Raw genomic sequence first — 26,171 nt, forward strand, 5'->3', positions numbered from 1 at the left:
TGAATTACGCAATCTTGTCATTGCGAGGAACGAAGCAATCACATTTAGTGTGTTATTTTTGATAAAGAAATGTGTTTATTGTTAGTGTGGTTGCTTCGTTCCTCGCAATGACAAATAATTTAAATTACAATGAAAAAAAATCAACTTGAAATAGCGTGTTTTAATTACGAATCGGCCATAATTGCACAAGAAAATGGAGCTGATCGAATAGAACTTTGTGATAATATGAAGCTTGGCGGAACAACTCCTAATTATATTTTAGCCTTAAAAGTGAGGGAGAATGTATCCATGAAAATGCATGTAATCATAAGACCTCGAGGCGGAGATTTTGTTTATACAGATGAAGAGTTTATAGAAATGAAACAAGATATTAAACAATTTAAAAAATTGGGTGTTGATGGTTTTGTTTTCGGAATCTTAAAAGCAGACGGAAGCGTTAGTAAAAGACGCAATAAAGAATTGGTTGATTTAGCAAGTCCGCTTTCTTGTACTTTTCATCGTGCTTTTGATGTTGTAAAAGACGTTAAAGAATCTCTTAAAGATGTAATTGAATGTGGTTTTAATACTATTTTGACTTCGGGACAAGGAATCAATGTCGAAGAAGGAATTTTTACTTTAGAGAAAATTCAAAAATGGGCCAAAGATAAAATAGAAATCATGCCCGGCGGCGGTTTGCGATCTTCGAATATTAAATTATTACAGGATAAACTAGAACCAACTTTTTATCATTCATCGGCGATTACAGATAATACAGAAACTGCAAATCCCGAAGAAGTAAAAGAACTAAAGAATTTTTTGTAAAAGCATTTAAATAAAAAAGCCTGGAGTTGGCATACTCCAGGCTTTTCTTTTCTACAAGAACTATTAAAATCTACTAATAAAAGAGGGATTAAAACATTCCGCCACCACCTTTATTAGTGTTATCTTCTCTTTGTTTACGTTGAAGGTTTTTGATTTTTGCACCTCCAAAGTTATAAGTCAATCCTAAGTAAACCGTTTGACTTTCCCATGTAAATTGCCCTTCCTGAGGATAAGGATAAACACCGTCAAAAGCATATTTCATTGTGTTGAAAACATCGTTAAAACGTACACTTATGTTCATTTTATTGTCTAACAATGTATAACGTGAACCAATGTCCATTTTGTACATTTCTTTTCTGTGTTGTTGAATTTCCTCAACCGGACCTCTGTAAAAACCAAACAATAAAAAGCTTAAACGTTTTGTAGGTTTGAAGTTTGAGTTCATACGGGCATTAAATGCTGATGTTGTTACAGTACGTTCAAGCGGTGAACTTTTACCTGTTTTAGGATCAAATTCAAATACAACACCGTGTTGTTTTATACTTGAAAAGTCAATCGATGGTTGGATATCCCACCATTTTGTAAGCTTATAATTTAATGAAGCTTCAAAGCCATAAGAGCTGCTATTGTCATAATTTGCAAAACCTAAAATTTGTTTATATCCTGAATCATCATTTGGATCAGGACTTAAAGTTCTGCTTATTTGATCATTAATTCTTCTTACAAAAACTCCGGTAGTGATACTTCCCTTTTCAAGAGTTCTTGTGTAGTTTACTTCAACCGAATTGGTGAACTGAGGTCTTAAATTTTGATTTCCGTAAGATGTTACCAACGGGGTAGAAAACTCACGAATAGGTTTAGTTTGCTCTAAACTTGGACGGTCAACGCGACGACTATAGCTTAATTGCAATACATTTTTGTCATTTAAATTATAAGTAAAATAAGCTGATGGATACAAAGTGATATAATCATCATTAAAGGTTTTATAACCATAATTAAGATTAGACTTAACTTGATAGCTTTCAAAACGAGTTCCTATCTGGTAGCTGAATTTTTTGTATTTCTGACCAAAAGTTACATAAGCAGAGTAAATATCGGTATCATATGTATAGATAGAAGTTTGATCTTGAGGGTCAGTAACCGCTGGGTTTGCTGTATGGTAATCGTTATCCGTTCTTGTAATTCTGGCTTCAGCACCGGCTTCAAGAGTAGTTTTTTCGTTCAACGGGTTTACATAATCAACATTTAAAGTACCTAGTTTTCTGTTTTCACCTGTAGCATCATTGTACACAATATCTTTAGAGGTGTTGTTAGGACTTGTTGTTTTAGTGTCGAAGCTTGCATTTTGAGTTTCTTTAGTGTCACTATAGTTTCCTTCAAAATCTAAAGTATGACCTTCTTTTTTAAAGATGTGTTTGTATGCTAAATTGTAAGTACCAGTTTGATTAGGTCCTTGGTATCTTGCTTTTTGGTAAATGTTTTTAATATCCGGATCACCATTATTATAATCAATATCAGTTAATACAATTCCGGTTCCGGTAGATTTATTTTGATTCGTATAAAAAGATAAAGTATTATGATCATCGATTAAATAATCCATACCAACTTTGTACAAATAATTGTCATTATCATTAGAGATTTTTAGTTTTTGCTTAACATCCTGATCTAATCTTTCAATTCGGCCATTGTTAAAATAGGTACCAAAATTTTCACCCACATTTCCGAAGAAGTTTACTTTTCCGGTTTTATAATTCAAATCTAATGATTGATTGTATTTGGCAGTTTCTCCAAAAGTAATACCACCGCTATAGCTTCCGTTGAAACCAGTGTTGGCATTTTTATGCAAAACAATATTGATGATTCCAGACATTCCTTCCGGATTGTATTTGGCACTTGGATTTGTAATCAGCTCAATTTTTTTGATAGAAGTTGATGGAATTTGTTTCAACAATTGCGCAGGATCAATATTAGATGGTCTTCCATCAATTAAGACACGTACATTATCGTTTCCACGAAGAGAAAGTTTACCGTCCTGATCAACATTTACAGACGGAATGTTACTCATAATATCAGAAGCAGAAGCTCCCGCTGTTGTTAAATCTTTTCCAACAGTAATTACTTTTCTATCAATTTTTTGTTCAATAGTAGAGCGCTCAGCTACAATGTTTACCCCTTTTAATTGCGTTGCTTCTTCTTCAAGCGATGCATTAACAGTAGCTGTTTTTTTGTTATCACTTAAAATTACAGAACCTATATATTTTCTAAATCCAATGTATTGAATTTCGATTGTATAGTTTTTTATCGCTAAATTTTTAATGGTAAAATCACCATTATCATCAGTGTTAACTCCGGTTACTACTTTTCCGTTGTCTTTAATAGAAACTGTAGCATAAGAAATTGGCGCATTGTTTGACTTTTCGGTAATTTTTCCGGACACTACACCGGCATTCTGGGCTTGTGCTGTTGCAAATACACCTAGTAATGCAAACAGAAAGAATTTTAGTTTCATAATATGGGAATGATTGATTTTTTTGATTGATTGATGATGATGATTGTTATTTTGTTTTTTTTTTAGTTTTTTTTCTTTAAACGAATTTAAAGTGTCCCTATTAAGACTCTTTTATCATCGATATGTTACAGGAAAATCAAATAAAAAAAATGTTTTATTTGGAGATTATCTGTTTTATAGGAGATTAGCGTTTTGATTTTTTGATAATTTTAACATTAAGAATGATTTGCTTTTTAAGGAATTCTAATCGTTTTCTTGTATTTTATATGTTTTTCATTTTCTGTAATTGATGAATAAGCAGTATCTTTGCTCACTTTAAAAATAAGTTTACATGTCATTATCACAAATTCTTACTCCTTCTATACAAAAAGCAATACAAGCATTATTTGATGTTACTGTTGATAAAATCGAATTTCAAACTACCCGAAAAGAGTTTGAAGGCGATATAACAATGGTGATTTTTCCTTTGCTAAAAGTTATCAAAAGCAATCCTGTGGAATTAGGAAATAAAATAGGAAATTATTTAGTAGATAATCTTCCTGAAGTAGCACGTTTTAATGTTGTTTCGGGATTTTTGAATATTGTAATTTCGGATAGTTATTATCTAAATTTCTTTAATGAAATCAGAGAGAATAATAAGTTTGGATATGTAAATCCAAACCCGGAGGATAAAGCAATAATGGTCGAATATTCTTCGCCAAATACTAATAAGCCTTTGCATTTAGGTCACGTTCGTAACAATTTGTTAGGATATTCTGTGGCGGAAATTATTAAAGCTTCAGGGAAAAAAGTATATAAAACTCAAATTATAAACGATCGTGGAATTCATATTTGTAAATCAATGCTGGCTTGGCAGAAATTTGGAAATGGTGAAACTCCTCAAAGTTCAAATTTAAAAGGAGATAAACTGGTTGGTAAATATTATGTTGAATTTGATAAAGCTTATAAAGCCGAAATCAATCAATTAATAGAAACCGGTAAAACCGAAGAAGAAGCAAAAAAACAAGCTCCGATTATTGTTGAAGCTCAGGAAATGCTGCAAAAATGGGAAGCTGGAGATGAAGAAGTAATTGCGCTTTGGAAAATGATGAACCAATGGGTTTATGATGGTTTTGCAGTAACATATACTAATCTTGGAGTTAACTTTGATAAATATTATTATGAAAGTAATACTTATTTATTAGGAAAAGATGTAGTTCAGGTTGGACTTGATAAAGGAGTTTTCGAAAAAGATCCTGATGGTTCAGTTTGGATTGATTTGACAGATGAAGGTTTAGATCGTAAAATCGTATTACGTTCAGATGGAACAGCGGTTTATATGACGCAAGATATCGGAACTGCAATTCAGCGTGTTAAAGATATGCCAGATGTTGGAGGAATGGTTTACACAGTTGGAAACGAGCAAGATCATCACTTTAAAGTTTTATTCTTAATCTTGAAAAAATTAGGTTTTGATTGGGCTTCAACTCTATATCATTTGTCTTACGGAATGGTTGATTTACCTTCTGGGAAAATGAAAAGCCGTGAAGGAACTGTTGTAGATGCAGATGATTTGATGCAGGATATGACAGATACAGCCAAACAAATTTCAGAAGATTTAGGTAAACTGGACAGTTATTCTGCCGAGGAAAAAGCGAAGTTGTACAAAACAATTGGTTTGGGAGCATTGAAATATTACATTTTAAAAATAGATCCTAAAAAACGTATTTTATTTAATCCTGAAGAATCTGTTGATTTCGCTGGAAATACGGGGCCTTTTATACAATATACTTACGCAAGAATTCAATCTATTATCCGTAAGGCCGATTTCGATTTTTCAGCTAAAAGCGACATTCAGGAATTACACGAAAAAGAAAAAGAACTGGTAAAACAAATTGAACTTTTCCCTGAAGTTATTCAAAATGCAGCTCAAAATCATAGTCCTGCTTTAATTGCGAACTACACATATGATTTGGTAAAAGAATATAATTCATTTTATCAATCGGTTCATATATTAGGTGAAGTTGATTTGACAAAAAAAATATTCAGAGTTCAGCTTTCGCAAAAAGTAGCCGAAGTTATAAAATCTGCGTTTACTTTATTAGGAATCGAAGTTCCGGAAAGAATGTAAAAGTTTTAGTATTTAAATATATGAAGCCAATAGTTTTTTAACTATTGGCTTTTTTTATTGCTTTTAAAACTTATGGTGTCAGATTATAGTGTTATTATGTAATACTTTTACGACAAGTTTTCATAGGTTAATAATTAGTAAAACATCTCCTTATGTTTATTTTTAGTTATTTTAAATTAGTAAACTTTAATAAGAAAATAAAATAAGGAATCAACAATTAAACCGTTTAAACTTGATTTAGACGGTTTTTTTATGCCTTGCCTTATTCGGAAGAACGAAAAGAATGAAATTCTATTGGTAGTTTCCGTTTAAAATAATTAACCTCATATTATTTTATTTAACATTTTATTCTGTAAGAATTAAATTATAAACATATATTTGTAAGAAATGTATTTAATTTTAAGCCTTATGAGTAAATATCTACCAGTTTTTGTCTTATTATTCTGTTTTTCTGTAAAAGCACAAACCAAACTTACTTTCGATTATGATGCAGCAGGAAATCAAACCAATAGAACCTTGTGCATTACCTGTGTCTTAAAATCTGCAAAACAGGTCAAAGAAGTTGAAGCAATTGTACAGGATGATTTATTGAAATTTTCTCCGGATGATGTCATTTCTTATTATCCAAATCCTGTAAAAGAAGAATTGTATTTGCAATGGCAGCTTGCCAATGATAATTATGTGACTTCTGTTTATGTCTATTCTATAACAGGACAGGTTTTACAAACCTATCAAACCAATAGCGGTTCAAACAACTTAAATATCCCTTTTCAGCAATATTCGACTGGTGTTTATCTGGTATTACTTTCGTACAAAGACGGGGGCGAGAAATCTATTAAAATCATTAAAAAATAAAAGCTATGAAGAATATATATTTAACCCTTGTTTTTTTATTGTTTAGTTTTTTGGTTTCTGGACAGTCAGCAGAAGTCGGTGTTACAGAAGGTCAATTGTCTGTTTCCTTGTCTGGAGGTGCAAATTATATAATTCCTATTGCTGTACCTCCGGGAATCAATGGAATAGTGCCACAGATAAGTTTGGGGTATAATAGTCAGGGCGGAAATGGTACAGCAGGGTATGGCTGGAATATTTCGGGTGTCTCAGCAATTTCCAGAATTCCTGCGACTAAATTTCATGATGGAATAATTGATGGAGTAGATTTCAATAGTTTAGACCGTTTCGCACTAGATGGACAAAGATTGATAGTGAAAAACGGAACAAATGGAATTTACGGGGCAGACAAAACTGTTTATGAAACCGAAAGCTTCTCAAACGTAAAGATAACATCTTTTGGTGTAAACCCAATAGGAGCAAAGTATGGTCCGTCATATTTTTTAGTTGAGTATCCGGATGGTTCAAAAGCATATTATGGTAACTCAGCAGATTCACGTTCTGCAACAGACTGGGCGATTGTTTATTGGGAAAATCCACAAGGAATAAGAATCAGTTATGCTTATTCTTTGGCTAATAATACGCTGGATATAACTACTATAAAATATGGTAGTATCACGACTCAAACACCAATCAACGAGATTAAGTTTAAATACGGTACTAAAAAGCGTGGTGAACAAGCCTATGTAGGAGGCTCGAGTATTACTAGAAATACATTGCTTAAAGAAATTAATATAGTTGGGAACGGTATAGGTTTTAGAAATTATATTTTGAAACAAGAAGAGACTTCTTTAGGGTATGACCGTCTAATTAGTATTACAGAAAAAAATGGCGATAATTCTAAGAGTTATAATCCTACTACATTTAGTTATGATACTACTGTTAGTGACGTTCCTATGATAATCAATAATCCTGCGACAATTGGCATGTCAGGAGTTAATTCAGTAAATACAGACTATATATCCGGTGATTTTAATGATGATGGAAAAACAGATTTTATTTTGTTTTCAAAGACCGGATTAAAAAACAGCTTCACACTTTATTCAAGTTTAGTACCAGGACAACTTAGTAATGGCAGGACAGAAAATGTAGACAGCTTTGATGGTATTTTTCCTGCTGCCTTTTTAAGTTTAGATAATAAAATGCTGCCTCAAGGTTGGATGATTGTAAAAAAGAACGCTACTAATTACACTTTTTCATTATATGGAGGAGGATCAACTTCATCTACTTCTAAACATTATGAAAGAATTGTAAATTTTCCTTTAGATGTATATGATGAAGTTTGTAATTCTACTTGTAAAATTGTAAGCAGCTCTCAATCAGTATATCCTAAAAAAATAATATCAGGTGATTTTAATGGAGATGGCTTGACAGATGTAATTGCCATTGATTTAGGTACAAGTAGTATGAGTTATTGCGGAGATGATGGGATAAAACGTTGTGTAACGCAATCTGACACAATGACTTTGAAAAATGTATATTTTGTGGATTTAAAACGTGATAAAACAAGTGATTTTTTAACTCATTCAGGCAAATTAGCAATTATGTTAAATGATCTTTCTAAAATTGAGGTCATTGATTTTAATGGTGATGGAAAGTCAGACTTTATTATTTTCGATCCGGGTTCTGTAAGGGTTTATACTTTAGATAATGCGAATAAATTGGTTTTACTATATAAAAGTGCAATCAGTGATTCGGGTATTGTTCTGGACAAACCAATCTTGATGGGGGATTTCAATGGAGACGGAAAAACGGATTTTGTAATACCTCAAACTGATAATGTAGACAGTTGGAATTTTTATTTCTCAACGGGGACAGTTTTTAATAAAGTAAATACTGCAATTGGTGTCGCATACTATACTTCATATGCAGGGTATTTTGGTGTTGTTGGTTTTCCTACAACTACATATAGCATAAACGAAGGAACTTTTATTGCGAACGATTTTAACGGAGATGGAAAAACAGACATTTTGTATCAGCAGAATCTTACCGTAGAATATATTATGGGTGATAAGAATATGTATGCAAGAAAAGGAGAGTCACAAGTTACCAAATTAGTTCTGCTTGAAAATATATCATCTACAGGCAATGCTATTAGCTTTAATCTACTCAATAAGCATTCGCAGCTTGCTGGAGTAAAAAGATTTCCAATTTCAATTTTCACAAATCACAACAAGATAAACCAAAATTTAGAATATAGTTTAATTAGTGATAATGCTATAATCTCTTTTAATAGCCCAAAGGATAATAGAGTAGATGTGTTATTAAAAACAATTACAAATGGCAATGGCGTTAAGGAAACAATAACGTACAAACCTTTACAACAAGATCCTTATGAGCCTATATATACACCAACTATTTTTACGGAAACCTATCCTAATATTGATATTATAGTGGCTTCAGGAGTTAAAATTGTTTCATTTCTTGAGAAACAAAGTAAAGATGTAAATAAAAAACAACAATTCTTATATGCAGGAGCTGTTTCCAATACCGAAGGATTAGGGTTTTTAGGTTTTAGATCGACAGTAAGAACCAATTGGTACGATGATGACAATGAAGAAATTTCGACTATTTCAAAGAATGATATTACTTTAAGAGGTGCAAATACAGAAAATTACACTGTATTAGGACTTGGTAGACCATTAATGCCAAACGCTACTCAAATACCATCAGCTAATTTCATAACGAAAACAATATTAAGCTACGAAAGTGAATTACTAAGTAATAAAGTTTTTAAACTTAAAAACACAATTACAAAACAATTTAATAGCTTAGATAATACAAGTTCGGAAAATTATATAGAGTTTGATGCTGATAACAATCCTTTAAAATCGAGGACCTATTTAAAAGAATCTGGAGCTACAATTCAAACAACGGTTTCAGATATTGCATATAATGTACCTACAGCTTCGCCTTATGTGATAGGAAGACCTAAAAGTAAAAAACAAAGTGTTACAGTTTCTGGTGATGTAATGACATCTGAAGAATTGTATTCTTATCAGAACAGTTTATTAACTCAAATCAAGAAAAAAGGAACTAATACAGACTATATTATCGAAGATAACATTTATGATGTCTGTGGTAACATTACTAAAAAAACAATAACAGCATCAGGGCTTACTCCAAGAGTTACAAGTTATGAATATGATCCTTCAGGTCGATTTTTGACAAAAAGCACCGATATCGAAAAGTTGTCTACATCATTTGTTTATAATCCGGACAGTACATTAAAATCAGAAACAAATCCTTATGGATTAACAACTTCTTATTTATATGATTCATGGTTCAAGAAAACGACAACAACAGATTATCTGGGCAAAAAGAATAGTTATGCTTATATGCGTAGTGGTCAAAAAAACATCGTTACGACAACAGCAGATGATGGCAGTGCAAGTGAAGAAACATTTGACGATTTAGGACGAAAAGTAAAAGAAGGACGTAAAAACATAATGGGGGCTTTCTCTTATGTCGATTACTTGTACGATATTCAGAATCGTAATTATAAAGTAAGTGAACCGTATTTTGGATTAACAGGAACACAGTGGAATGAAACCAAGTATGATATTTATGGAAGGATAATTAAAAATATTGCTGCTACAGGAAAAACAACTGACATTACTTATTCTGGATTATCAACAACGGTAAATGATGGCACAAAATCAAAAAAGTCAGTTAAAAATGCTATCGGAAATGTGGTGTCTATGACAGACACTCCGGGCGGTACAATAAAATATACCTATTTTGCCAATGGAAATTTAAAAGAATCTGACTATGCAGGCGTAAAAACCATGATTAAACAGGATGGTTGGGGTAGAAAAGTAGAATTAAAAGATTCATCTGCAGGTATCTATGGATATGATTATAATGCTTTTGGAGAAATAATAAGTACAACCACTCCTAACGGAACTACAACATATATATTAGATCCCGCAGTTGGTAAAGTAGCTCAAAAAACTATTAAGGGTATTAATACAGATTCAAAAACGACTTATTCGTATGATTCGTCAAGCAAGTTGTTGATTGGTATTGAATTTACCGATGTAGCAAACGGATCAAAGAAAACCCTTAATACAATTACTTACGACGATTCAAAAAGAATAAGTACGACGATAGAAGCAACACCTTATGCGACATTTACAAAAGAATTTAAATACGATGATTTTGGAAGAGTTTTTACTGAAACCTTTATTGCACAAGCAGGTGGGAAATCGAGTTCGAAAACTATTAAAAATAAGTATTTAAACGGATCGCACTGGCAAATTGTAGACAACAATACAGGTGCCATATTGTGGCAAACTAATACTGTGAATGCGAGAGGTCAGCTTACCAGTGCGCAAAACGGACCAACAACCGTAACAAATAATTATGATAGTTATGGTTTTGCTTCTGAGCTTAAATATGACAAAACCTCTGGAGCAACAAACATACTGACTTTAAATACTGCTTTTGATGCCAAAAAAGGAAATCTGACAAGCAGAACAAACAGTTTGTTTAATCGAAATGAAAGTTTTAAATACGATGCACAAGATCGTCTGATAGAATTTACAAATGCAAAAGGTTTACAGGAAAAGCAAATTTATGATGATCAAGGCAGGATTACTGAAAATAGCTTAGGAACCTATACTTATTCAAAAGATAAACCATATCAAAACACAGCAATTGACCTTACTATTCAGGCATTGGATTATTACTCTAATAGCAGAAATAATAACAATAATAGTAATAATAATGAGGAGATTTTTTATGCAGATATGGAAAATAAAACCGGATGGTCTATGCTTCCACAAGCTCTGCAATGCATATCATTTGATAATACGAAAACTCATACAGGTAATAATTCTATTAAAATAAGCACTACACCTATAGATAGGGTAAGCCATGTGCTATCAGATATAGCACTTGATATTAATAATACAATAAATATTGAGTACACGTTTTCAGGTTGGGTATATAGTGATAGTCCAACTGCAGAGTTAACTTTGCTTGGTTACAAAGGAACCAGTACGGGGTATAATTATGCATTTGTAGATCGTGTTGGTACTGGAACTTTAAATAAATGGACTTTTATAACGAAAACCATTCTTGTTCCGCCAGACACTAAAAGTCTGCGATTGCGAGTTGGAAATATAGGAAGTGGTAATGTTTGGTATGATGATGTGCAGATATATCGAGCAAATTATTATTCTACTAACGGAGATAATCATAATGTAGAAGTTTTTAATGATGGTATGGAATATAGAACAGGATGGTCTATGCTTCCGCAAGCGTCACAATGTATATCATTTGATAATACAAAAGCATACACAGGAATTAATTCTATTAAAATAAGCACTACATCTGCAGACAGAGTAAGTCATGTATTGTCAGATATAGCACTTAAGGTTAATAATATAGTAAGTACCGAGTATACCTTTTCAGGTTGGGTATATAGTGACAGCCCAACTGCAGAGTTAACTTTGTTTGGTTACAAAGGAACCAGTACGGGGTATAATTATGCATTTGTAGATCGTGTTGGTACTGGAGCTTTAAACAAATGGACTTTTATAACAAAAACCATTCTTGTTCCTCCAGATACTAAAAGTCTACGATTGAGAGTTGGTAATGTTGGAAGCGGTAATGTGTGGTATGATGATATACAGGTATATAAAAAAGATAATATTGGAAGCGATAATACATCACAAAATATAACATATAATACTTTTAAAAGTCCTGTAGAAATTACAGAAGCTGGTGTAGACAAAATAAGCTTTATTTATAACGATGGCAACGATCGTAGTGCCATGTTTTATGGAGGTTTACAAGATGAAAAATTAGACAGACCGTTACGAAAATACTATTCTGCTGATGGCAGTATGGAGATTAAAGAAAACAAAACAACAAAGACATTTGAGTTTATTACTTATATTGGTGGAGACGGATACTCTGCACCAATCGTAGTAAAAAGTAACGGAACAACACAAGATTATTTATATTTACAACGAGATTATCAAGGCTCTATAGTAGCGATAACAAATCAGGTAGGAGCAGTTGTAGAGAAACGTTCGTTTGATGCCTGGGGAGCCATTGTCATTGTGCAAGATGGTGCCGGGAATATACTTGCTGGATTAACGATCTTAGACCGTGGGTACACAGGTCATGAACATTTGCAAAGTGTAGGACTCATAAATATGAATGGTCGTATTTATGATTCTAAACTGCATCGTTTTTTACAGCCGGATAATTTTGTGCAGGATCCTTTTAATGCCCAGAATTTTAATCGTTATGGTTATTGTTGGAATAATCCTTTAAAATATACTGATCAAAGTGGAGAGTTTATTCCTTTAGTTATAGTTGGAATAATTGTGGTTAGTGCCGCAATAAATGTATATAATAATTGGGATAATATTACTGGAGGAACTGGTAAATTTTCAGATATTAAATGGGATAAATTTACTGGTTATACAGTGTCAGGAGCAGCTTCTGGGGCATTAACAGTTTATGGCGGTCCTTATGGTGTAGTTATAGGGGCAGGAGTACAATCGTTTATGAATTCAGCCATTAAAGGAGAAAGTATGCAGCAAACAGTATTAAATACAATGGGAGGAGTTGCAGGGGGATTTGTAACACGAGGTATTGGATTAAGCTTTGATGTTAATTTCACTAATGGACTAATAGGAGGTAATAGTATGTTTAATTCAATTATATCAGGTGCTACTAGAGAGGTATTTGCTAATGTTGGAGGGAATGTTACATATGATCTAATTAGTACAGAATTTAAAAATCCTGATAAAAGTTTTAAAGGAGCTTTAGACCCAGTGAATTTAGGCCTTAGTGCTGTTGGTGGAGGACTAACAGGATTAAATCGATTTGTGGTACAACCATCATATATATCCCAAACACAATCCCCGTTAATAAATTCTTTAGAGTTAAGACCAATAACACCTTTTAATGTAAACCCAAATCTTGTTATTCCTAATTATATTATACCAGCAAGAAATGTGATTCCACCTTCGTTTTATGTTCCTAAGCTTAAACCACAATTTAAAGGATAACTTGTCTAAGAATTATTTATTATGAAACAAATTTTGAATATTGGTGAACATGCTAAAATGGTTGTAATTATTTACATTATCGTTTTGATCTGTATTTCGTTTTACTTTTATAGGAACTTTAAAACAATTGATTATCAGCTTAAAATAATATTGCTTTTTTTGTTTTTCTTTTTTATATACGCTATTTATTACAGTATAGAAAAAAATGAAAAAGTTTTTTTACTAAAAAACAATTTCTCTCTTACAACAGGAAATATTGAAGAATATTTTGTTCCAAAACTTAGAGGACGTGGTAGTAATACTAGTATTAAATATATTTATCGAGTAGATGATCAATTTGTGGAAAATCAATATCAAGAAAATTATTATGTTGATATTCCTGATATCAAGCCTGATTTAAGTCTTTTATATTTGGTTATTTACGAAAAGGCAAATCCTAAGAATAGTTTTATACTCTTAAATTATCCCATCAATTCTTCTGACGACTTAGAGCGGTATAAAAAAATGTTTAAAGAAAAAATTCCTGAAGATGCTATTAAGCAAAATTAAATTTTAAGAAAGGACGTGGTGATATAAACTTATAGTATTGGCTTACATGACGGAGTAGGAAATAAACTTATAGGATTAGCCATCTTAGATAAAAATTAAATACATTTTATTGCGTTTATAATGTAGTAAACAAAAATCCCTATATCGTTTTGAATTATATTGGATTAGTAAACATTTAGAAGAAAACATAAAAGGGTAAACCGTCTGGATTAAATTTCAGGCGGTTTTAATTAAAAAAAGCCGATAGTTTAGAAACTATCGGCTTTTTACAACTAACACAAACAATTTTATTTTACGAACTTGTTGATGATCGCATCTGTTTCTGCTTTTGTAGCGTCTGGTTTTAAATCAAACAAAAGAGAATACAGCGCTTTTCTATCAACTTTAGCTTCTAAGTTTAAGTCTTGGTGTCTGTCAAATAGCGTTTGCCATTTGTCACGAACATTTTTCCAAAGTGCATTGTTGGCAACCCACCATTTTTGAGCAGCGATACATTTAACATCTGGAACTTTAGTATAAACATCTAGTCCTTTTTCTTGTGCTAACAAAACATCTTTTCCACTGTCATCTCTAACCAATTTATCGTTGTCTTGCTCATGATTCCATCCTGTAGCAGTAATTTCGTGAATATTTCTTCTTTTCAAAACATTGTAATCATTACGTATAGTTTGCTCTCTTCTTGGTAGAGGTGCATCAGCAACGTTTGCCCAATAATCTTGTCCGTCAACGTGTACCCAAGTCGAAGATCCTTCATATCTTGGACTATCATCTACCTGATATACTTTTTGAGTCCATTGACCTTTAACAGCTTTCTTGTCTAATTTTTTGTATTTCCAAGAAGTTCCTTTGTCAAATGAATATAAATCAGTGTTTTCATATAGCCAATCTTGTCTCCAGTGTTTGATGATCATATCATCACTTACTATTAATAAGTGTTGCATTACAATTTTATTTGGAGTGTCTTCTAAAAGTTCTACCCATTCTAATGCAGATTCGTGTTTAGTTGGTGAAGATTTATATGTAATAGAATCTTTAGGGTACTTAAAAGTTTCTGTAAAATTAAATTTTACTTCATAACAACCACACATTGATTTGATTGACTTAATGTCTTGTTGTTTTTTGTCCTGACTGAAACCAAGGCTGCATGTCAAAGCCATTAAGGCTGAAAAATAGAGGCTTTTTGAAATCATAACTTTATTTTTTTGTTTTAAAATTTTTCGCAAATATATGGTTTTTATTTAGAACAAATAAAAATAGTTTCTATATTTGCGTCATTATTAAGACTGAATAAAAATAATGAAAATAAAATTTACCCTTTTTGCTGCTTTTCTTTTTTGCCAAATATCTTTTGCGCAAGAGAAACAAAAAGATAGTATAAAATCGAATGAATTATCAGAAGTTACTGTTACAACGGCAACAAGAACTGAAAGGGTGCTTTCTTCTTTGCCATTACCAATGACAGTTATTACATCTGAAGCAATTATAAAATCGGGTGTTACAAGATTAAATGAAATTCTAAATGAACAAACAGGGATTATTTTAATTCCGGATGAAAGTGGTTTTGAAGGTGTTCAGATTCAGGGTTTAGATGCAGCTTATACTATGATTCTGATCGACGGAGTTCCTCTTGTGGGAAGAAGTTCGGGAGTTTTAGATTTATCAAGAATTTCTGTTGGAAATATAGAGCGAATTGAAATTGTAAAAGGAGCGTCTTCTGCTTTATATGGTTCAGAAGCAATGGGCGGGGTGATTAATGTAATTACAAAAAGACCTAAAAAAGATATGTTTTCAGGTAATCTGTCTTATCGATATGGTACATTTAATACCAATGATGCGAATGCTAATTTACTTTGGAAGAAGAAAAAATTTGCAGCCAACTTATTTACCAATTATTATTCAACTGACGGATTTGACTTAAATAAAGATTCCTGGTTACAGAATGTTGAAAAATATCATAACACGACAATTCAGCCAAAAATATATTACGATTTTTCGGAAAATCTTAAATTAACTGTAAGTAACCGTTTTTTTAATCAAAAGATGGATAACAAAGCTATAATTGAAAATGAAAAGTATACTGGTGACGCAAAAGAAAATGAATGGAATTCACAAATTAAATTAGAACATAGATGGAATTCCAGATTATACTGGGAATATGAAATGTATGCTACGAATTATAAGAATGATGCTTTTTTGAATAATCCGGATAATGTACTTTTTGAGAAAACATATTATAATCAATGGCTTGTTCGACCAGAAATTAGAACAACGTGGTCTATAAATAGGGATAAATTAACAGCTGGAGCAGGATTAAATTATGAAACGTTGGATCGTACGTATTTTGCTAATAATGTCCAGTTTAATTCGCAATACATTTATCTGCAGTATGATTATAATCCCACAGAAAAATTAAATATTCTTGCAGGATTCAGATATGATAATCATAGTGAATATGCATCTCAGCTAAGCCCAAAATTAGCAGTAAATTATAGATTTAATACTAATTTTTCTCTTAAAGGTTCAGTAGGTTATGGTTATAAAGCACCAGATTTCCGTCAGTTATATTTCGATTTTACAAATCCATCAGTAGGATATACTGTTTTGGGATATAATGTAGCCGAAGCTCGTTTAAATGAATTTGAAAGTCAGGGTCTTCTTTCTTCTAGAGTAGCGGGAGTAAATTTCGATCAACCACTAAAACCGGAAAGTTCGATCAATTTTAATTTTGGAGGATATTATAGAAAAAATAAACTTAAAATAGAGCTAAATGCTTTCTACAATTCGATTAGCGATTTAATTGATACAGGCGTAGTTGCTGCAAAAAAGAGTGGTCAAAACATATTTAGCTACTTCAATTATAGCAAAGTTTTTACCTATGGTTTAGAGTTTAATTCTACTTATAATTTTACCAAAGACTTTTCGGCTTCGCTTGGATACCAATTTTTAACTGCCAAAGACAAATCGGTTGTTGATAATTTTGAGGAGCATCAATACATTCGAAATTCGGATTTGCAAACCATTAAAATTGATAAATCTGATTATTTCGGGTTGTATAACAGATCAAAACATACAGCCAACGTTAAATTTGGTTATACCATTCCGTCAATAAAAGCCGATGTCAATTTGCGTGTTCTATATCGAAGCAAATACGGATTATTTGATACTAACGGAAATGGAATTCTAGACAAATATGACAATTTTATAGGGGATTATTTTATCGCAAACCTATCGGCCTCAAAATATATTATGGATAAATTCATGCTTCAGGCAGGAGCTAATAATTTATTTAACTACACAGATCCTAGCCAAATTCCGAGTTTGGCAGGAAGACAGCTTTATGCACGAATTCAATATAATTTCTAAATCAACAATTATTTAAATACCATTATTATGAAAACAAATTTTTTTAAACTTTCGCTTTTAGTATTAGTACTTTTTACTGCATCTTGTAGCAGTGATGATGATAAAAACACAACTCCTGAAGTAGTTGTAACAACAAAAGTATCTGACCTTAATGCTCCACAATCAGGTGGTCAAGGGCAGCCAGTTACTGGTGCATATACAAAATTCAGCTTTTCTGAAAATAAAGTTGTTACTAATGACAATTGGGATATCGCTTTTCGTGGAACGTTTATTATTGTAAACGGAGGAGCAAAAGTCAATGTTGATGATGCAGGTGAACCGGCAAGAACTGGATCAGGAGCTATTAGTATTGTTTCTAATACTTTTGCGGCTGTAACAGCATTTCCGGCAGCAGCTACTTTTAAACAAGATGCAGCTACTGTTTACGCAATTCCTGGAGTAAGCGGACAAGGATGGTATAACTATGCTAATACTATAATTTCTCCAATCGCAGGAAAAGTTATTGTAGTAAAAACTCATGATGGGAAATACGCAAAATTTGAAATCTTAAGCTACTATAAAGGAGCACCAGTAACTCCAACGGCAGAATCTACGTCAAGATATTACACTTTTAATTTCGCATACCAAGCTAATAGCACAACAACATTCTAAAAAAAATATTAGTAACCTCGGATGATTTATTTTGTCTGAGGTTATTTTTTAACCTATAATTAATTTTAACATGTAGAAAGTTACTTTTATTTTATTGTAATTTTTGTTTTACGTCTTTTTTTATAAAAAGAGATCTAAAATTAATTTTAAAGTAGCTGAGGGTAATTACTTAATGTTATCTAAATCATTATAAATATGAAAATAAAATTACTATTATCAATCGCTGTATTATTTTTTGTTGGATTGTTTGCAATTCCAGGTTATTCTCAAACCCAAATGATTTCAATAAGCAATTTAAAATATACAAATGGTGCTGCAATACCAAATGGAACATCAATTAAAATTGCCGAAGGAGGGACTGTTTATGTAACGTTTGATTTAAGTATCAATAATCCTCAAATGGCATTAATAAAAGGGGGAACCTTATCTGTTTATAGTAAATTAAATAGTAATTCAAATATACAACATGTGTCTATAAACTTTGGTCAAAATGCGATAACAGGAACGGTTACTAGACAATGTACAATTGATTTAAGATCTACACATTTCCCTACAGGTACAGGTTCTATATATGCACAATTTTCTCCTATAAATAATAGTCCTATTTTAGGAACAAGCGTACCTGTAAAAGTAGTTCCATTAATAACGAGTAATTATATTTTAGGAAATCAAACAGTCTACGAAGGCGATCCTGTAGGTTCTATAAATGGACCAGTTCCAAATGGTGGAGATGGATTGTATACTTACTCTTGGCAGCAAAGAATTGGCAGCGGAGGTTCATGGACAACTATATCAGGAGCTACTGGTGTTACTTATAAACCTGTAAATGTTTCGGCTTCTACAATATCGTATAGAAGAATTGTTACATCATTATTTGGCACGCTTACTAGTACAAGTAATGAAATAACAGTTACGATTTTGCCTATTACGCCACTGCTAAATAACACAATAAGTAGATCTGGTTCTGAATTACAGGGTAGTTTACCAACCGGAGGAACTGGGACATATGTTTATTATTGGTATGCATATGTTCTACAAGACGAAGATCCTTGGTTGCTTGGACAATCAATAAACTGCACGATTCCTAATAGTGTGTATAATTTTGTTGATTCTATGGGGTATAATGGATATATTAACCGTGTAGTTGTATCGGGTAAACAACAGGTAGTTAGTAACACGATAACTATTACTCCTTCACAAGAAATTACAAATAATACAATTACATTATCAGGGAATAGTATTTTAGGTAGTTTACCAAGTGGTGGCACAGGAAATTTCACATATGAATATAATGTCTATAATGAATTCGCTGATGGTGAAATTGTTGATGGAGTTAGCGTAGTTGGATTTAATCAAAATTATGATTCGGTCGTTCAAGGGTATTTAACTACCAAATTTTATAGAAAGGTTTACTCAGGAAATAAAGTTTCTTATAGCAATACAATAACCATATTGCCTAAAGTAAGTTTTGCAAAAACGGCAAGTACGAATAATGAAGAAACGGCTTCTGGCGATTTAACAGTTTACCCAAACCCAACAACTGAATCAGTTAACTTCTCAACAAATTTTTCAACTAATAAAGAAATTGATATCGTTGTGTATTCAGATAAATTAGGAAATGAAAAATCAGTTTTTAAAGGAACAGTAACACCAAATCAAGTTGTGAACTGGAATATTCCTGCTAGTTACCAAAAAGGAATTTATTTCTATAAAATACTTTCGGGAAATAAAGAAGTTAAAACGGGTAAAATAATAGTTCAATAATGACAATATAAGAGTGAATTGACTTTTCGTAATTTAAAGTTTAGTTAATCATTAGCTTTGTTTTTTTTATTTTTTTTTTGATAAAGAGGTTAGATTCGTCTGACCTCTTTTTTTGTTTTTAGTTCAAATAAAATGAACAATACATTCATTTTTAGTCCTATCTTTGCGCATATTTTTTTTTCAAGCAGTTAACATAGATTTAAATATGGTTTAATTCTTGTAATGTTATTCTTCAAATTTATAATTAGTAAGTGAATACAAAATCTTATTTTTTTCAGTCTTTTGCAATCGTCGCTTTAGCGTTTGTAGCTTTTATTGGATTTAAGCAAATCTTGCCGAATAAAATCTTTTCAGATAGTAAAATTGATTCCAAAAATGTACTAATCGATAGTATGCTTTTAGAGTCAGTAGCAAAAGATTCATTATCGCTAAAAGGCGATAGTATCGATGATAGCGAAAGAAAACTGGGAGAGGAAAAAATCATTTATGATGCTACAGAAGGAATTGAATTTCCATCCGAGACTTTTGATAACTATAAAGGTTATCAGTATTTGATTTCTTTTTATGAAAAATTATACCAGCTTGAAAAGAACCCGCAAGGCAATGTCAGAATTGCTTATTACGGAGATTCTATGACAGATGGAGATTTAATTGTGCAGGATGTTCGTGCCAATTACCAGGAACGTTTTGGTGGAAATGGAGTTGGTTTTGTACCTATTACTTCAGAATCTTCCGCTTCGAGAGGTTCCGTAAAATCATTGTATTCTAAGAATTGGAAAACACAATCGTATTTGAATGTCAAGAGACCAATAAGTCCTTTTGGTGTAAACGGACACGTGTTTTTTGCAAATGATAAAGCAAATTCGACGTGGGTTCAATACGAAGCAGGATTAAATAAAAATTCAACATCATTAGATAATCCAACATTGTTTTATGGAAGAGCTTCCAAGAAAGGAAATGTGAATTTTATCATAGGAAAAGATACTTTACGAAAAAGTTTAATTCCGAATAATTTAGTAAATACTTTAAAAGTGACTTCGGGAAGTATTAAAGCTTTCAAAGCAAACTTTATTCATGCAGATTCAATTCCGATTTACGGATTTAATTTCGATAACGGAAAAGGAGTTCACGTTGATAACTTTTCGCAAAGAGGAAATTCAGGACTACCAATTTCGACTTTTGATGCCGGAGTAATGAGAGCTTTCGATAGTAGTTTGAAATACGATTTGATCATTTTACATTACGGAACAAACGTATTGAATTATGGTACCAAAAATTATTTCTGGTATGAAAGAGGAATGAAAAAAACAGTGAATAAAATCAAAGAATCTTTTCCGGGAGTTTCAATTTTGATTATTTCAACTGCAGATAAATCGACTAAGTATGATCTTGAAATGAAAACAGATTCTGCTGTTGTTCCATTAATGAAAGCTCAAAAAAGATATGCTTTAGAAACTGAATCCGGATTTGTAAATTTATACACTTTAATGGGCGGTGACGGATCTATGGTAAAATGGGTTGATGAATCTCCGGCTAGAGCCAATAAAGATTATACGCATTTTAATCAACGTGGCGCAAAAGCAATTGGTAGATTATTGTACGATCAATTGAATAAAGGATACGAACAATATAAAGCACTTCGTGAAAATAGAGAAACTGTTACCGATAATCGGAAAACAGTCAGAAAAACAAATGCAGATTCCGTTTCTGTAAAAAAAGATAGCGTAAATGACTAGACTCCTAATTTTATTTTGTTGTCTTTTTTTCTCAACAAACGAAAAACCAAAGACGGCAGATTCACATTCAATAACAAAAAATATGATTCACAAAGTAGATTCAGCAACGATTGAACCTTTTTCTGATGATGAGATTTATAATGCGAAAGTATTAGAAAGTGTATTTGAGAAATTACAGAAAATTGAAAAGAACAACAATCAAAAGATAAACATTGTTCATATTGGAGATTCTCATATTCAGGGCGATTTAATGACCAATGAAATCAGAAAGAATCTACAGCAGAAATTTGGGAATGCTGGTCGCGGTTTGGTTTTTCCATATCAATTAGCCAAAACAAACGGTTCTTATAACGAGCGTTTTCGTTCGAATAGAGTATGGGAAAGTTACCGAAATATTCATCCTTTTAAAAATGTTCCGGTAGGTTTAAGCGGAATTGGACTTTGGAGAGATACCGGAGGTTTTGCGGTTGAACTGAATGTCAAAGATGCGGCTTATAAGTTTAATACAATTCGAATTATTACGCCTCAAAACCAAAATATGTTTGATTTGGCAACATCATCGCAAACCAGTATTATTCAGTCGACAGAGCGAAAAGTAATTACGCATAAAATCAAAAAAGGTGAAGCGATCTCAACCATTGCTGATAAATACAATGTTTCGGTTGCCGAAATCAAAAGAAACAATCATCTTAAGTCAGATAATATTCGTGCAGGAAGAGTATTGAAAATTCAAACAAACGAAACAAAGCTCAAAGCAATCAAGAATTCATCGTTTGTTTCTTTAGATTTAGAATCGGATTCCTTTAGTCATTATTACAATTCAGATAAAGCATTAGATAAGATTTATTTGATTCCGAATAAAAACGCTAAAGAATATGAACTAAACGGAATTGTTCTCGAGAAGGATTCACCAGGTTTGATTTACAGCAGTATTGGAGTAAATGGCGCTAAGTTTTCGGATTATACTAAATATCCTTTGTTCTTTGAGCAGTTAAAAGCATTACATCCTGATATGTTGGTTCTTTCTTTAGGAACAAATGAAAGCTACGATCATATGGAAGCTCCGGTTTATATTGAACAGATTCGTCATTTTATTAAGAAAGTAAGAGAACAAAATATAAATGTTCCAATAATTATTAGTACGCCGGCACCTTCTTTGCTTAAAGGGAGAAGAACTAATACATACATATTCGATTATGCCAGAAGTATAATTCAAATTGCCGAAACGGATAATGTTGCTGTTTGGGATTTATACGATGAATTTGGCGGAATGCATGGAATTAATCAATTAAAAACTCAAGGATTAATTGGGCCGGATTGGGTTCATTATTCTAAAAAAGGATACGAAAAACAAGGAAATTTGTTTACACAGGCATTTTTAAGCGCATACAATAATTTTAAATTAAAGAATTAAGTTGATTACAATAGATAGCATAAATGATTGGTTTGTTCAAAATTTTGGTGCAATTACCTTAGAGCAAGCTAAAAGTTGGTTTATATACAATCCCGAAGAAAAATTATTGTTTAATACAGGTTTATTCTTAGGACTGTTTTTGGTTTTTTATTTTGTGTATGCTTTTTTACGCAAGACATTTTATTTGAGATTAACGTATGTTATTCTCTTCTCGCTTTTCTTTTATTATAAGTCAAGCGGAATTTACTTTTTACTCTTATTACTTTCTTCGGTCGTAGATTATGGTTTGAGTCAGATTATTTTTAAAACAACAAAAGACAGTACAAAGAAAATTTATCTTGTAATAAGTGTAATCCTGAATTTAGGATTATTGGGGTATTTCAAGTATATGAATTTCATGATTGTGACATTCAATGATATGTTTCATGGTAATTATCAGCTTCATGATGTTTTTCTTCCTGTTGGAATTTCGTTTTATACTTTTCAGTCGATGAGTTATATTATTGAGATTTATCGTGAAGAAATCAAGCCAACAAAAAACTATATTGAATATTTATTTTTCGTTTCGTTTTTCCCGCAATTAGTTGCCGGACCAATCGTTAGAGCAAAAGATTTCTTGCCACAGATTTATCAAAAATTAAATCTAACAAAGCAAGATGTAAACAACGCTTTGTTTTTAATTATTGGAGGTTTAATCAAGAAAACTGTAATTTCAAATTATATCTCTATAAACTTCGTTGACCGTGTTTTTGATACGCCAATGAATTATACTTCGTTTGAAAATTTAATGGCATCTTACGGATATGCAATTCAAATTTATTGTGATTTCTCAGGATATTCAGATATGGCAATCGGGATTGCTTTATTGTTAGGATTCAAATTACCGGCCAACTTTAGAACGCCATATAAGTCAACTTCTATAACAGATTTCTGGAGAAGATGGCATATTTCGCTTTCAACCTGGTTAAAGGATTTCTTGTATATTTCTATTGGAGGAAACAGAGAAGGTTCGTTTGCAGGATATCTATTCCCTAGTTTATTCTTTTTCGGGTTATTGCTTTGGGGAATTTCAAATGTAAAAGAGAGTTTTATTCCATTTGGGATAGCAATTGGAGCAATCGTATTATTCTGTTTGACATTTTTACTTTCAAAGAAAAAACATCAAACATTGGTAACCAATTTCAATTTGTTTACCACAATGCTTTTAGGCGGATTATGGCATGGAGCAGGAGCACAATTTATTGTTTGGGGAGCATTACACGGATTAGCATTAGCGGTACATAAAATTTTCATGGAATTTTTCCCTTCCAAAAAAGAGGGAAAAAGTTCAAATTTCTTGTGGACATTATTCTCTATAGTAATAACATTTCATTTCGTAGTTTTCTGTTGGATCTTTTTCCGAGCTAGAGATTTCGAAACAGCTTTGCAAGTAATCAATAATATTGGTCAATTAACTTTCGAGCCGGAACATTGGAAAGCAATTGTTTTAGGATATAAAAACGTATTTGGATTAATGCTTTTTGGATATGTTTGGCATTTCTTACCGGAAGTATTTACAGACAAAATGAAATTAGTTTTCGATAAAACTCCTTTACTAGGAAAAGCAATTATTCTAGGTTTCGTATATTGGGTTGTTTATGCAACAGCAGTTGCGGGTTCACAACCTTTTATTTATTTCCAGTTTTAATAGAGAAGGTTCAAAGGATCAAAGTTACAAAGGCGCAAAGGTTTATTCTTTGCGTTTTTTTTATTTATAGCCACAGATTAAAAGGATTGAAATGATTTTGAAATCTGCTAAAATCTTTTTTAATCTGCGTGAAACAAAAAAAACTTTGCGTCTTCGCGGCTTTGCGAGCAAAAAAACATAGCGAACTTTGCGTAAAACTTCGCGCACGTTGCGGTAAAATCAAAACGCACTTTGTACTTAAATAAAAATTGCCTGAAATATCTAATTAGATTATCTTTGCACTTCAAATAAAGAAAAAATTATGTTTGATAATTTAAGTGATAAGTTAGATAAAGCGTTCCATATATTAAAAGGACACGGTAAAATTACAGAAGTAAACGTTGCCGAAACCTTAAAAGAAGTTCGTCGTGCCTTACTTGATGCCGATGTTAACTTTAAAATTGCTAAAGATTTTACTGCCAAAGTAAAAGAAAAAGCGATTGGACAGGACGTTTTAACAACACTTCAACCAGGACAATTATTGGTGAAGTTAGTAAAAGACGAACTAACAGAATTGATGGGTGGAGATGTTGCGGGAATAAATCTTTCCGGAAATCCAAGCATTATCTTAATGTCAGGATTGCAAGGTTCTGGTAAAACAACTTTCTCTGGTAAGCTTGCCAATTTTTTAAAGACTAAGAAAAATAAAAAACCACTTCTTGTAGCTTGTGATATCTACCGTCCTGCGGCGATTAATCAGTTGCACGTTGTTGGAGATCAAATAGGTGTTGAGGTTTACTCAGAGCCAGAAAACAAAAATCCTGTAGAAATTGCTCAAAACGCAATCAAACATGCAAAAGCAAACGGTTTCAACATAGTTATTGTCGATACCGCTGGACGTCTTGCAGTAGATCAGGAAATGATGGATGAAATTGCTCGCGTTCATAAAGCAATTCAGCCACAGGAAACTTTGTTTGTTGTTGATGCAATGACAGGACAAGATGCTGTAAATACAGCAAAAGCCTTCAACGATATCTTAAACTTTGATGGAGTTATCTTAACAAAATTAGATGGTGATACACGTGGTGGAGCTGCAATTTCGATTAAATCGGTTGTAAACAAACCTATCAAATTTGTGGGTACAGGCGAGAAGATGGAAGCAATTGATGTTTTCTATCCGGATCGTATGGCTGAGCGTATTCTTGGTATGGGAGACGTTGTGTCTCTTGTAGAAAGAGCGCAAGAACAATTTGACGAAGAAGAAGCTAGAAAACTTCAAAAGAAAATCGCTAAAAACGAATTTGGTTTTGATGATTTCTTAACTCAAATTCAGCAAGTAAAGAAAATGGGTAATATGAAAGACCTGGTTGGAATGATACCGGGAGCTTCAAAAGCCATGAAAGATGTAGAAATAGAAGATGATGCTTTTAAACATATTGAAGCAATCATTCACTCGATGACGCCAATCGAAAGAAGCAAACCTGCCATAATCGACGTAAAAAGGAAAGCCAGAATCGCTAAAGGTTCCGGAACCAAAGTCGAGCAAGTAAATCAGTTAATGAAGCAATTCGACCAAATGAGCAAAATGATGAAGATGATGCAAGGTCCGGGCGGAAAAAACCTGATGAAAATGATGGGAGGCATGAAAGGAATGCCAGGCGGAATGCCGAGATAAAGAAAAATTTG

At 32.3% G+C, this 26,171-nt stretch carries 14 protein-coding genes; 12 read left to right on the forward strand and 2 right to left on the reverse strand.

Features of this window, described 5'->3' with window-relative positions; translation table 11 throughout:
* Positions 1–129: 129 nt before the first annotated feature.
* Positions 130–801 carry a copper homeostasis protein CutC gene (locus C8C83_RS12980; protein WP_121328927.1) on the forward strand — a complete coding sequence of 224 codons (672 nt, stop codon included), beginning with the start codon at positions 130–132 and terminating at the stop codon, positions 799–801.
* A gap of 88 nt (positions 802–889) precedes the next feature.
* On the opposite strand, the gene C8C83_RS12985 is transcribed toward C8C83_RS12980, so the two are convergent.
* Positions 890–3,310: an outer membrane beta-barrel family protein gene (locus tag C8C83_RS12985; protein WP_121328928.1), complete on the reverse strand. Its 2,421-nt coding sequence runs from the start codon at positions 3,308–3,310 to the stop codon at positions 890–892.
* Positions 3,311–3,641: 331 nt separating this feature from the next.
* Between C8C83_RS12985 and argS the strand changes: the two genes are divergently transcribed.
* The 4 genes from argS to C8C83_RS13005 all read left to right on the forward strand — a co-directional run bounded on the left by argS (position 3,642) and on the right by C8C83_RS13005 (position 13,891).
* Complete coding sequence (gene argS / locus C8C83_RS12990; protein WP_132011769.1) at positions 3,642–5,420, forward strand: arginine--tRNA ligase; 1,779 nt, start codon at positions 3,642–3,644, stop codon at positions 5,418–5,420.
* A gap of 408 nt (positions 5,421–5,828) precedes the next feature.
* Entirely contained in the window at positions 5,829–6,275 is a 447-nt protein-coding gene (locus C8C83_RS12995; protein ID WP_121328929.1) for a T9SS type A sorting domain-containing protein, read from the forward strand.
* Between the two features lie 5 nt (positions 6,276–6,280).
* On the forward strand, positions 6,281–13,342 hold the full coding sequence (locus tag C8C83_RS13000) for an RHS repeat-associated core domain-containing protein (protein WP_132011770.1): 7,062 nt from the start codon (positions 6,281–6,283) through the stop codon (positions 13,340–13,342).
* Between the two features lie 21 nt (positions 13,343–13,363).
* Complete coding sequence (locus C8C83_RS13005) at positions 13,364–13,891, forward strand: hypothetical protein (RefSeq protein WP_121328932.1); 528 nt, start codon at positions 13,364–13,366, stop codon at positions 13,889–13,891.
* A gap of 287 nt (positions 13,892–14,178) precedes the next feature.
* On the opposite strand, the gene C8C83_RS13010 is transcribed toward C8C83_RS13005, so the two are convergent.
* Positions 14,179–15,081: a DUF6607 family protein gene (locus C8C83_RS13010; protein WP_121328933.1), complete on the reverse strand. Its 903-nt coding sequence runs from the start codon at positions 15,079–15,081 to the stop codon at positions 14,179–14,181.
* Positions 15,082–15,187: 106 nt separating this feature from the next.
* Between C8C83_RS13010 and C8C83_RS13015 the strand changes: the two genes are divergently transcribed.
* The 7 genes from C8C83_RS13015 (at position 15,188) to ffh (ending at position 26,160) form a co-directional block, all read left to right on the forward strand.
* Positions 15,188–17,254 (forward strand): TonB-dependent receptor, encoded by a 2,067-nt coding sequence (locus C8C83_RS13015; protein WP_132011771.1) that lies wholly within the window; start codon positions 15,188–15,190, stop codon positions 17,252–17,254.
* 27 nt (positions 17,255–17,281) lie between these two features.
* Complete coding sequence (locus C8C83_RS13020; RefSeq protein ID WP_121328934.1) at positions 17,282–17,905, forward strand: HmuY family protein; 624 nt, start codon at positions 17,282–17,284, stop codon at positions 17,903–17,905.
* Positions 17,906–18,100: 195 nt separating this feature from the next.
* On the forward strand, positions 18,101–19,669 hold the full coding sequence (locus C8C83_RS13025; RefSeq protein ID WP_121328935.1) for a T9SS type A sorting domain-containing protein: 1,569 nt from the start codon (positions 18,101–18,103) through the stop codon (positions 19,667–19,669).
* A gap of 251 nt (positions 19,670–19,920) precedes the next feature.
* The gene (locus C8C83_RS13030) at positions 19,921–21,405 is read left to right on the forward strand and encodes an SGNH/GDSL hydrolase family protein (RefSeq protein ID WP_121328936.1); all 1,485 of its coding nucleotides are present in this window, start codon (positions 19,921–19,923) and stop codon (positions 21,403–21,405) included.
* 82 nt (positions 21,406–21,487) lie between these two features.
* Positions 21,488–22,819 carry a GDSL-type esterase/lipase family protein gene (locus C8C83_RS13035; RefSeq protein ID WP_233566064.1) on the forward strand — a complete coding sequence of 444 codons (1,332 nt, stop codon included), beginning with the start codon at positions 21,488–21,490 and terminating at the stop codon, positions 22,817–22,819.
* Position 22,820: 1 nt separating this feature from the next.
* Positions 22,821–24,506, forward strand: coding sequence for an MBOAT family O-acyltransferase (locus C8C83_RS13040; RefSeq protein ID WP_121328938.1), 1,686 nt, complete (start codon positions 22,821–22,823; stop codon positions 24,504–24,506).
* A 301-nt stretch (positions 24,507–24,807) separates the two neighbouring features.
* Complete coding sequence (ffh, locus tag C8C83_RS13045; protein WP_121328939.1) at positions 24,808–26,160, forward strand: signal recognition particle protein; 1,353 nt, start codon at positions 24,808–24,810, stop codon at positions 26,158–26,160.
* The last annotated feature ends 11 nt before the right edge of the window (positions 26,161–26,171 follow it).

Origin of the sequence: Flavobacterium sp. 90, assembly GCF_004339525.1 — a bacterium.
GTDB lineage: Bacteria > Bacteroidota > Bacteroidia > Flavobacteriales > Flavobacteriaceae > Flavobacterium.

What these genes read in the sequence shown, in the direction of transcription:
- C8C83_RS13005 (WP_121328932.1), top strand. Translation starts at nt 13,364, where the DNA reads ATGAAACAAATTTTGAATATTGGTGAACATGCTAAAATGGTTGTAATT.
- C8C83_RS13000 (WP_132011770.1), top strand. Translation starts at nt 6,281, where the DNA reads ATGAAGAATATATATTTAACCCTTGTTTTTTTATTGTTTAGTTTTTTG.
- C8C83_RS13010 (WP_121328933.1), bottom strand. Translation starts at nt 15,081, where the DNA reads ATGATTTCAAAAAGCCTCTATTTTTCAGCCTTAATGGCTTTGACATGC.
- C8C83_RS13020 (WP_121328934.1), top strand. Translation starts at nt 17,282, where the DNA reads ATGAAAACAAATTTTTTTAAACTTTCGCTTTTAGTATTAGTACTTTTT.
- C8C83_RS13035 (WP_233566064.1), top strand. Translation starts at nt 21,488, where the DNA reads ATGATTCACAAAGTAGATTCAGCAACGATTGAACCTTTTTCTGATGAT.
- C8C83_RS12985 (WP_121328928.1), bottom strand. Translation starts at nt 3,310, where the DNA reads ATGAAACTAAAATTCTTTCTGTTTGCATTACTAGGTGTATTTGCAACA.
- ffh (WP_121328939.1), top strand. Translation starts at nt 24,808, where the DNA reads ATGTTTGATAATTTAAGTGATAAGTTAGATAAAGCGTTCCATATATTA.
- argS (WP_132011769.1), top strand. Translation starts at nt 3,642, where the DNA reads ATGTCATTATCACAAATTCTTACTCCTTCTATACAAAAAGCAATACAA.
- C8C83_RS13025 (WP_121328935.1), top strand. Translation starts at nt 18,101, where the DNA reads ATGAAAATAAAATTACTATTATCAATCGCTGTATTATTTTTTGTTGGA.
- C8C83_RS12995 (WP_121328929.1), top strand. Translation starts at nt 5,829, where the DNA reads ATGAGTAAATATCTACCAGTTTTTGTCTTATTATTCTGTTTTTCTGTA.
- C8C83_RS13015 (WP_132011771.1), top strand. Translation starts at nt 15,188, where the DNA reads ATGAAAATAAAATTTACCCTTTTTGCTGCTTTTCTTTTTTGCCAAATA.
- C8C83_RS12980 (WP_121328927.1), top strand. Translation starts at nt 130, where the DNA reads ATGAAAAAAAATCAACTTGAAATAGCGTGTTTTAATTACGAATCGGCC.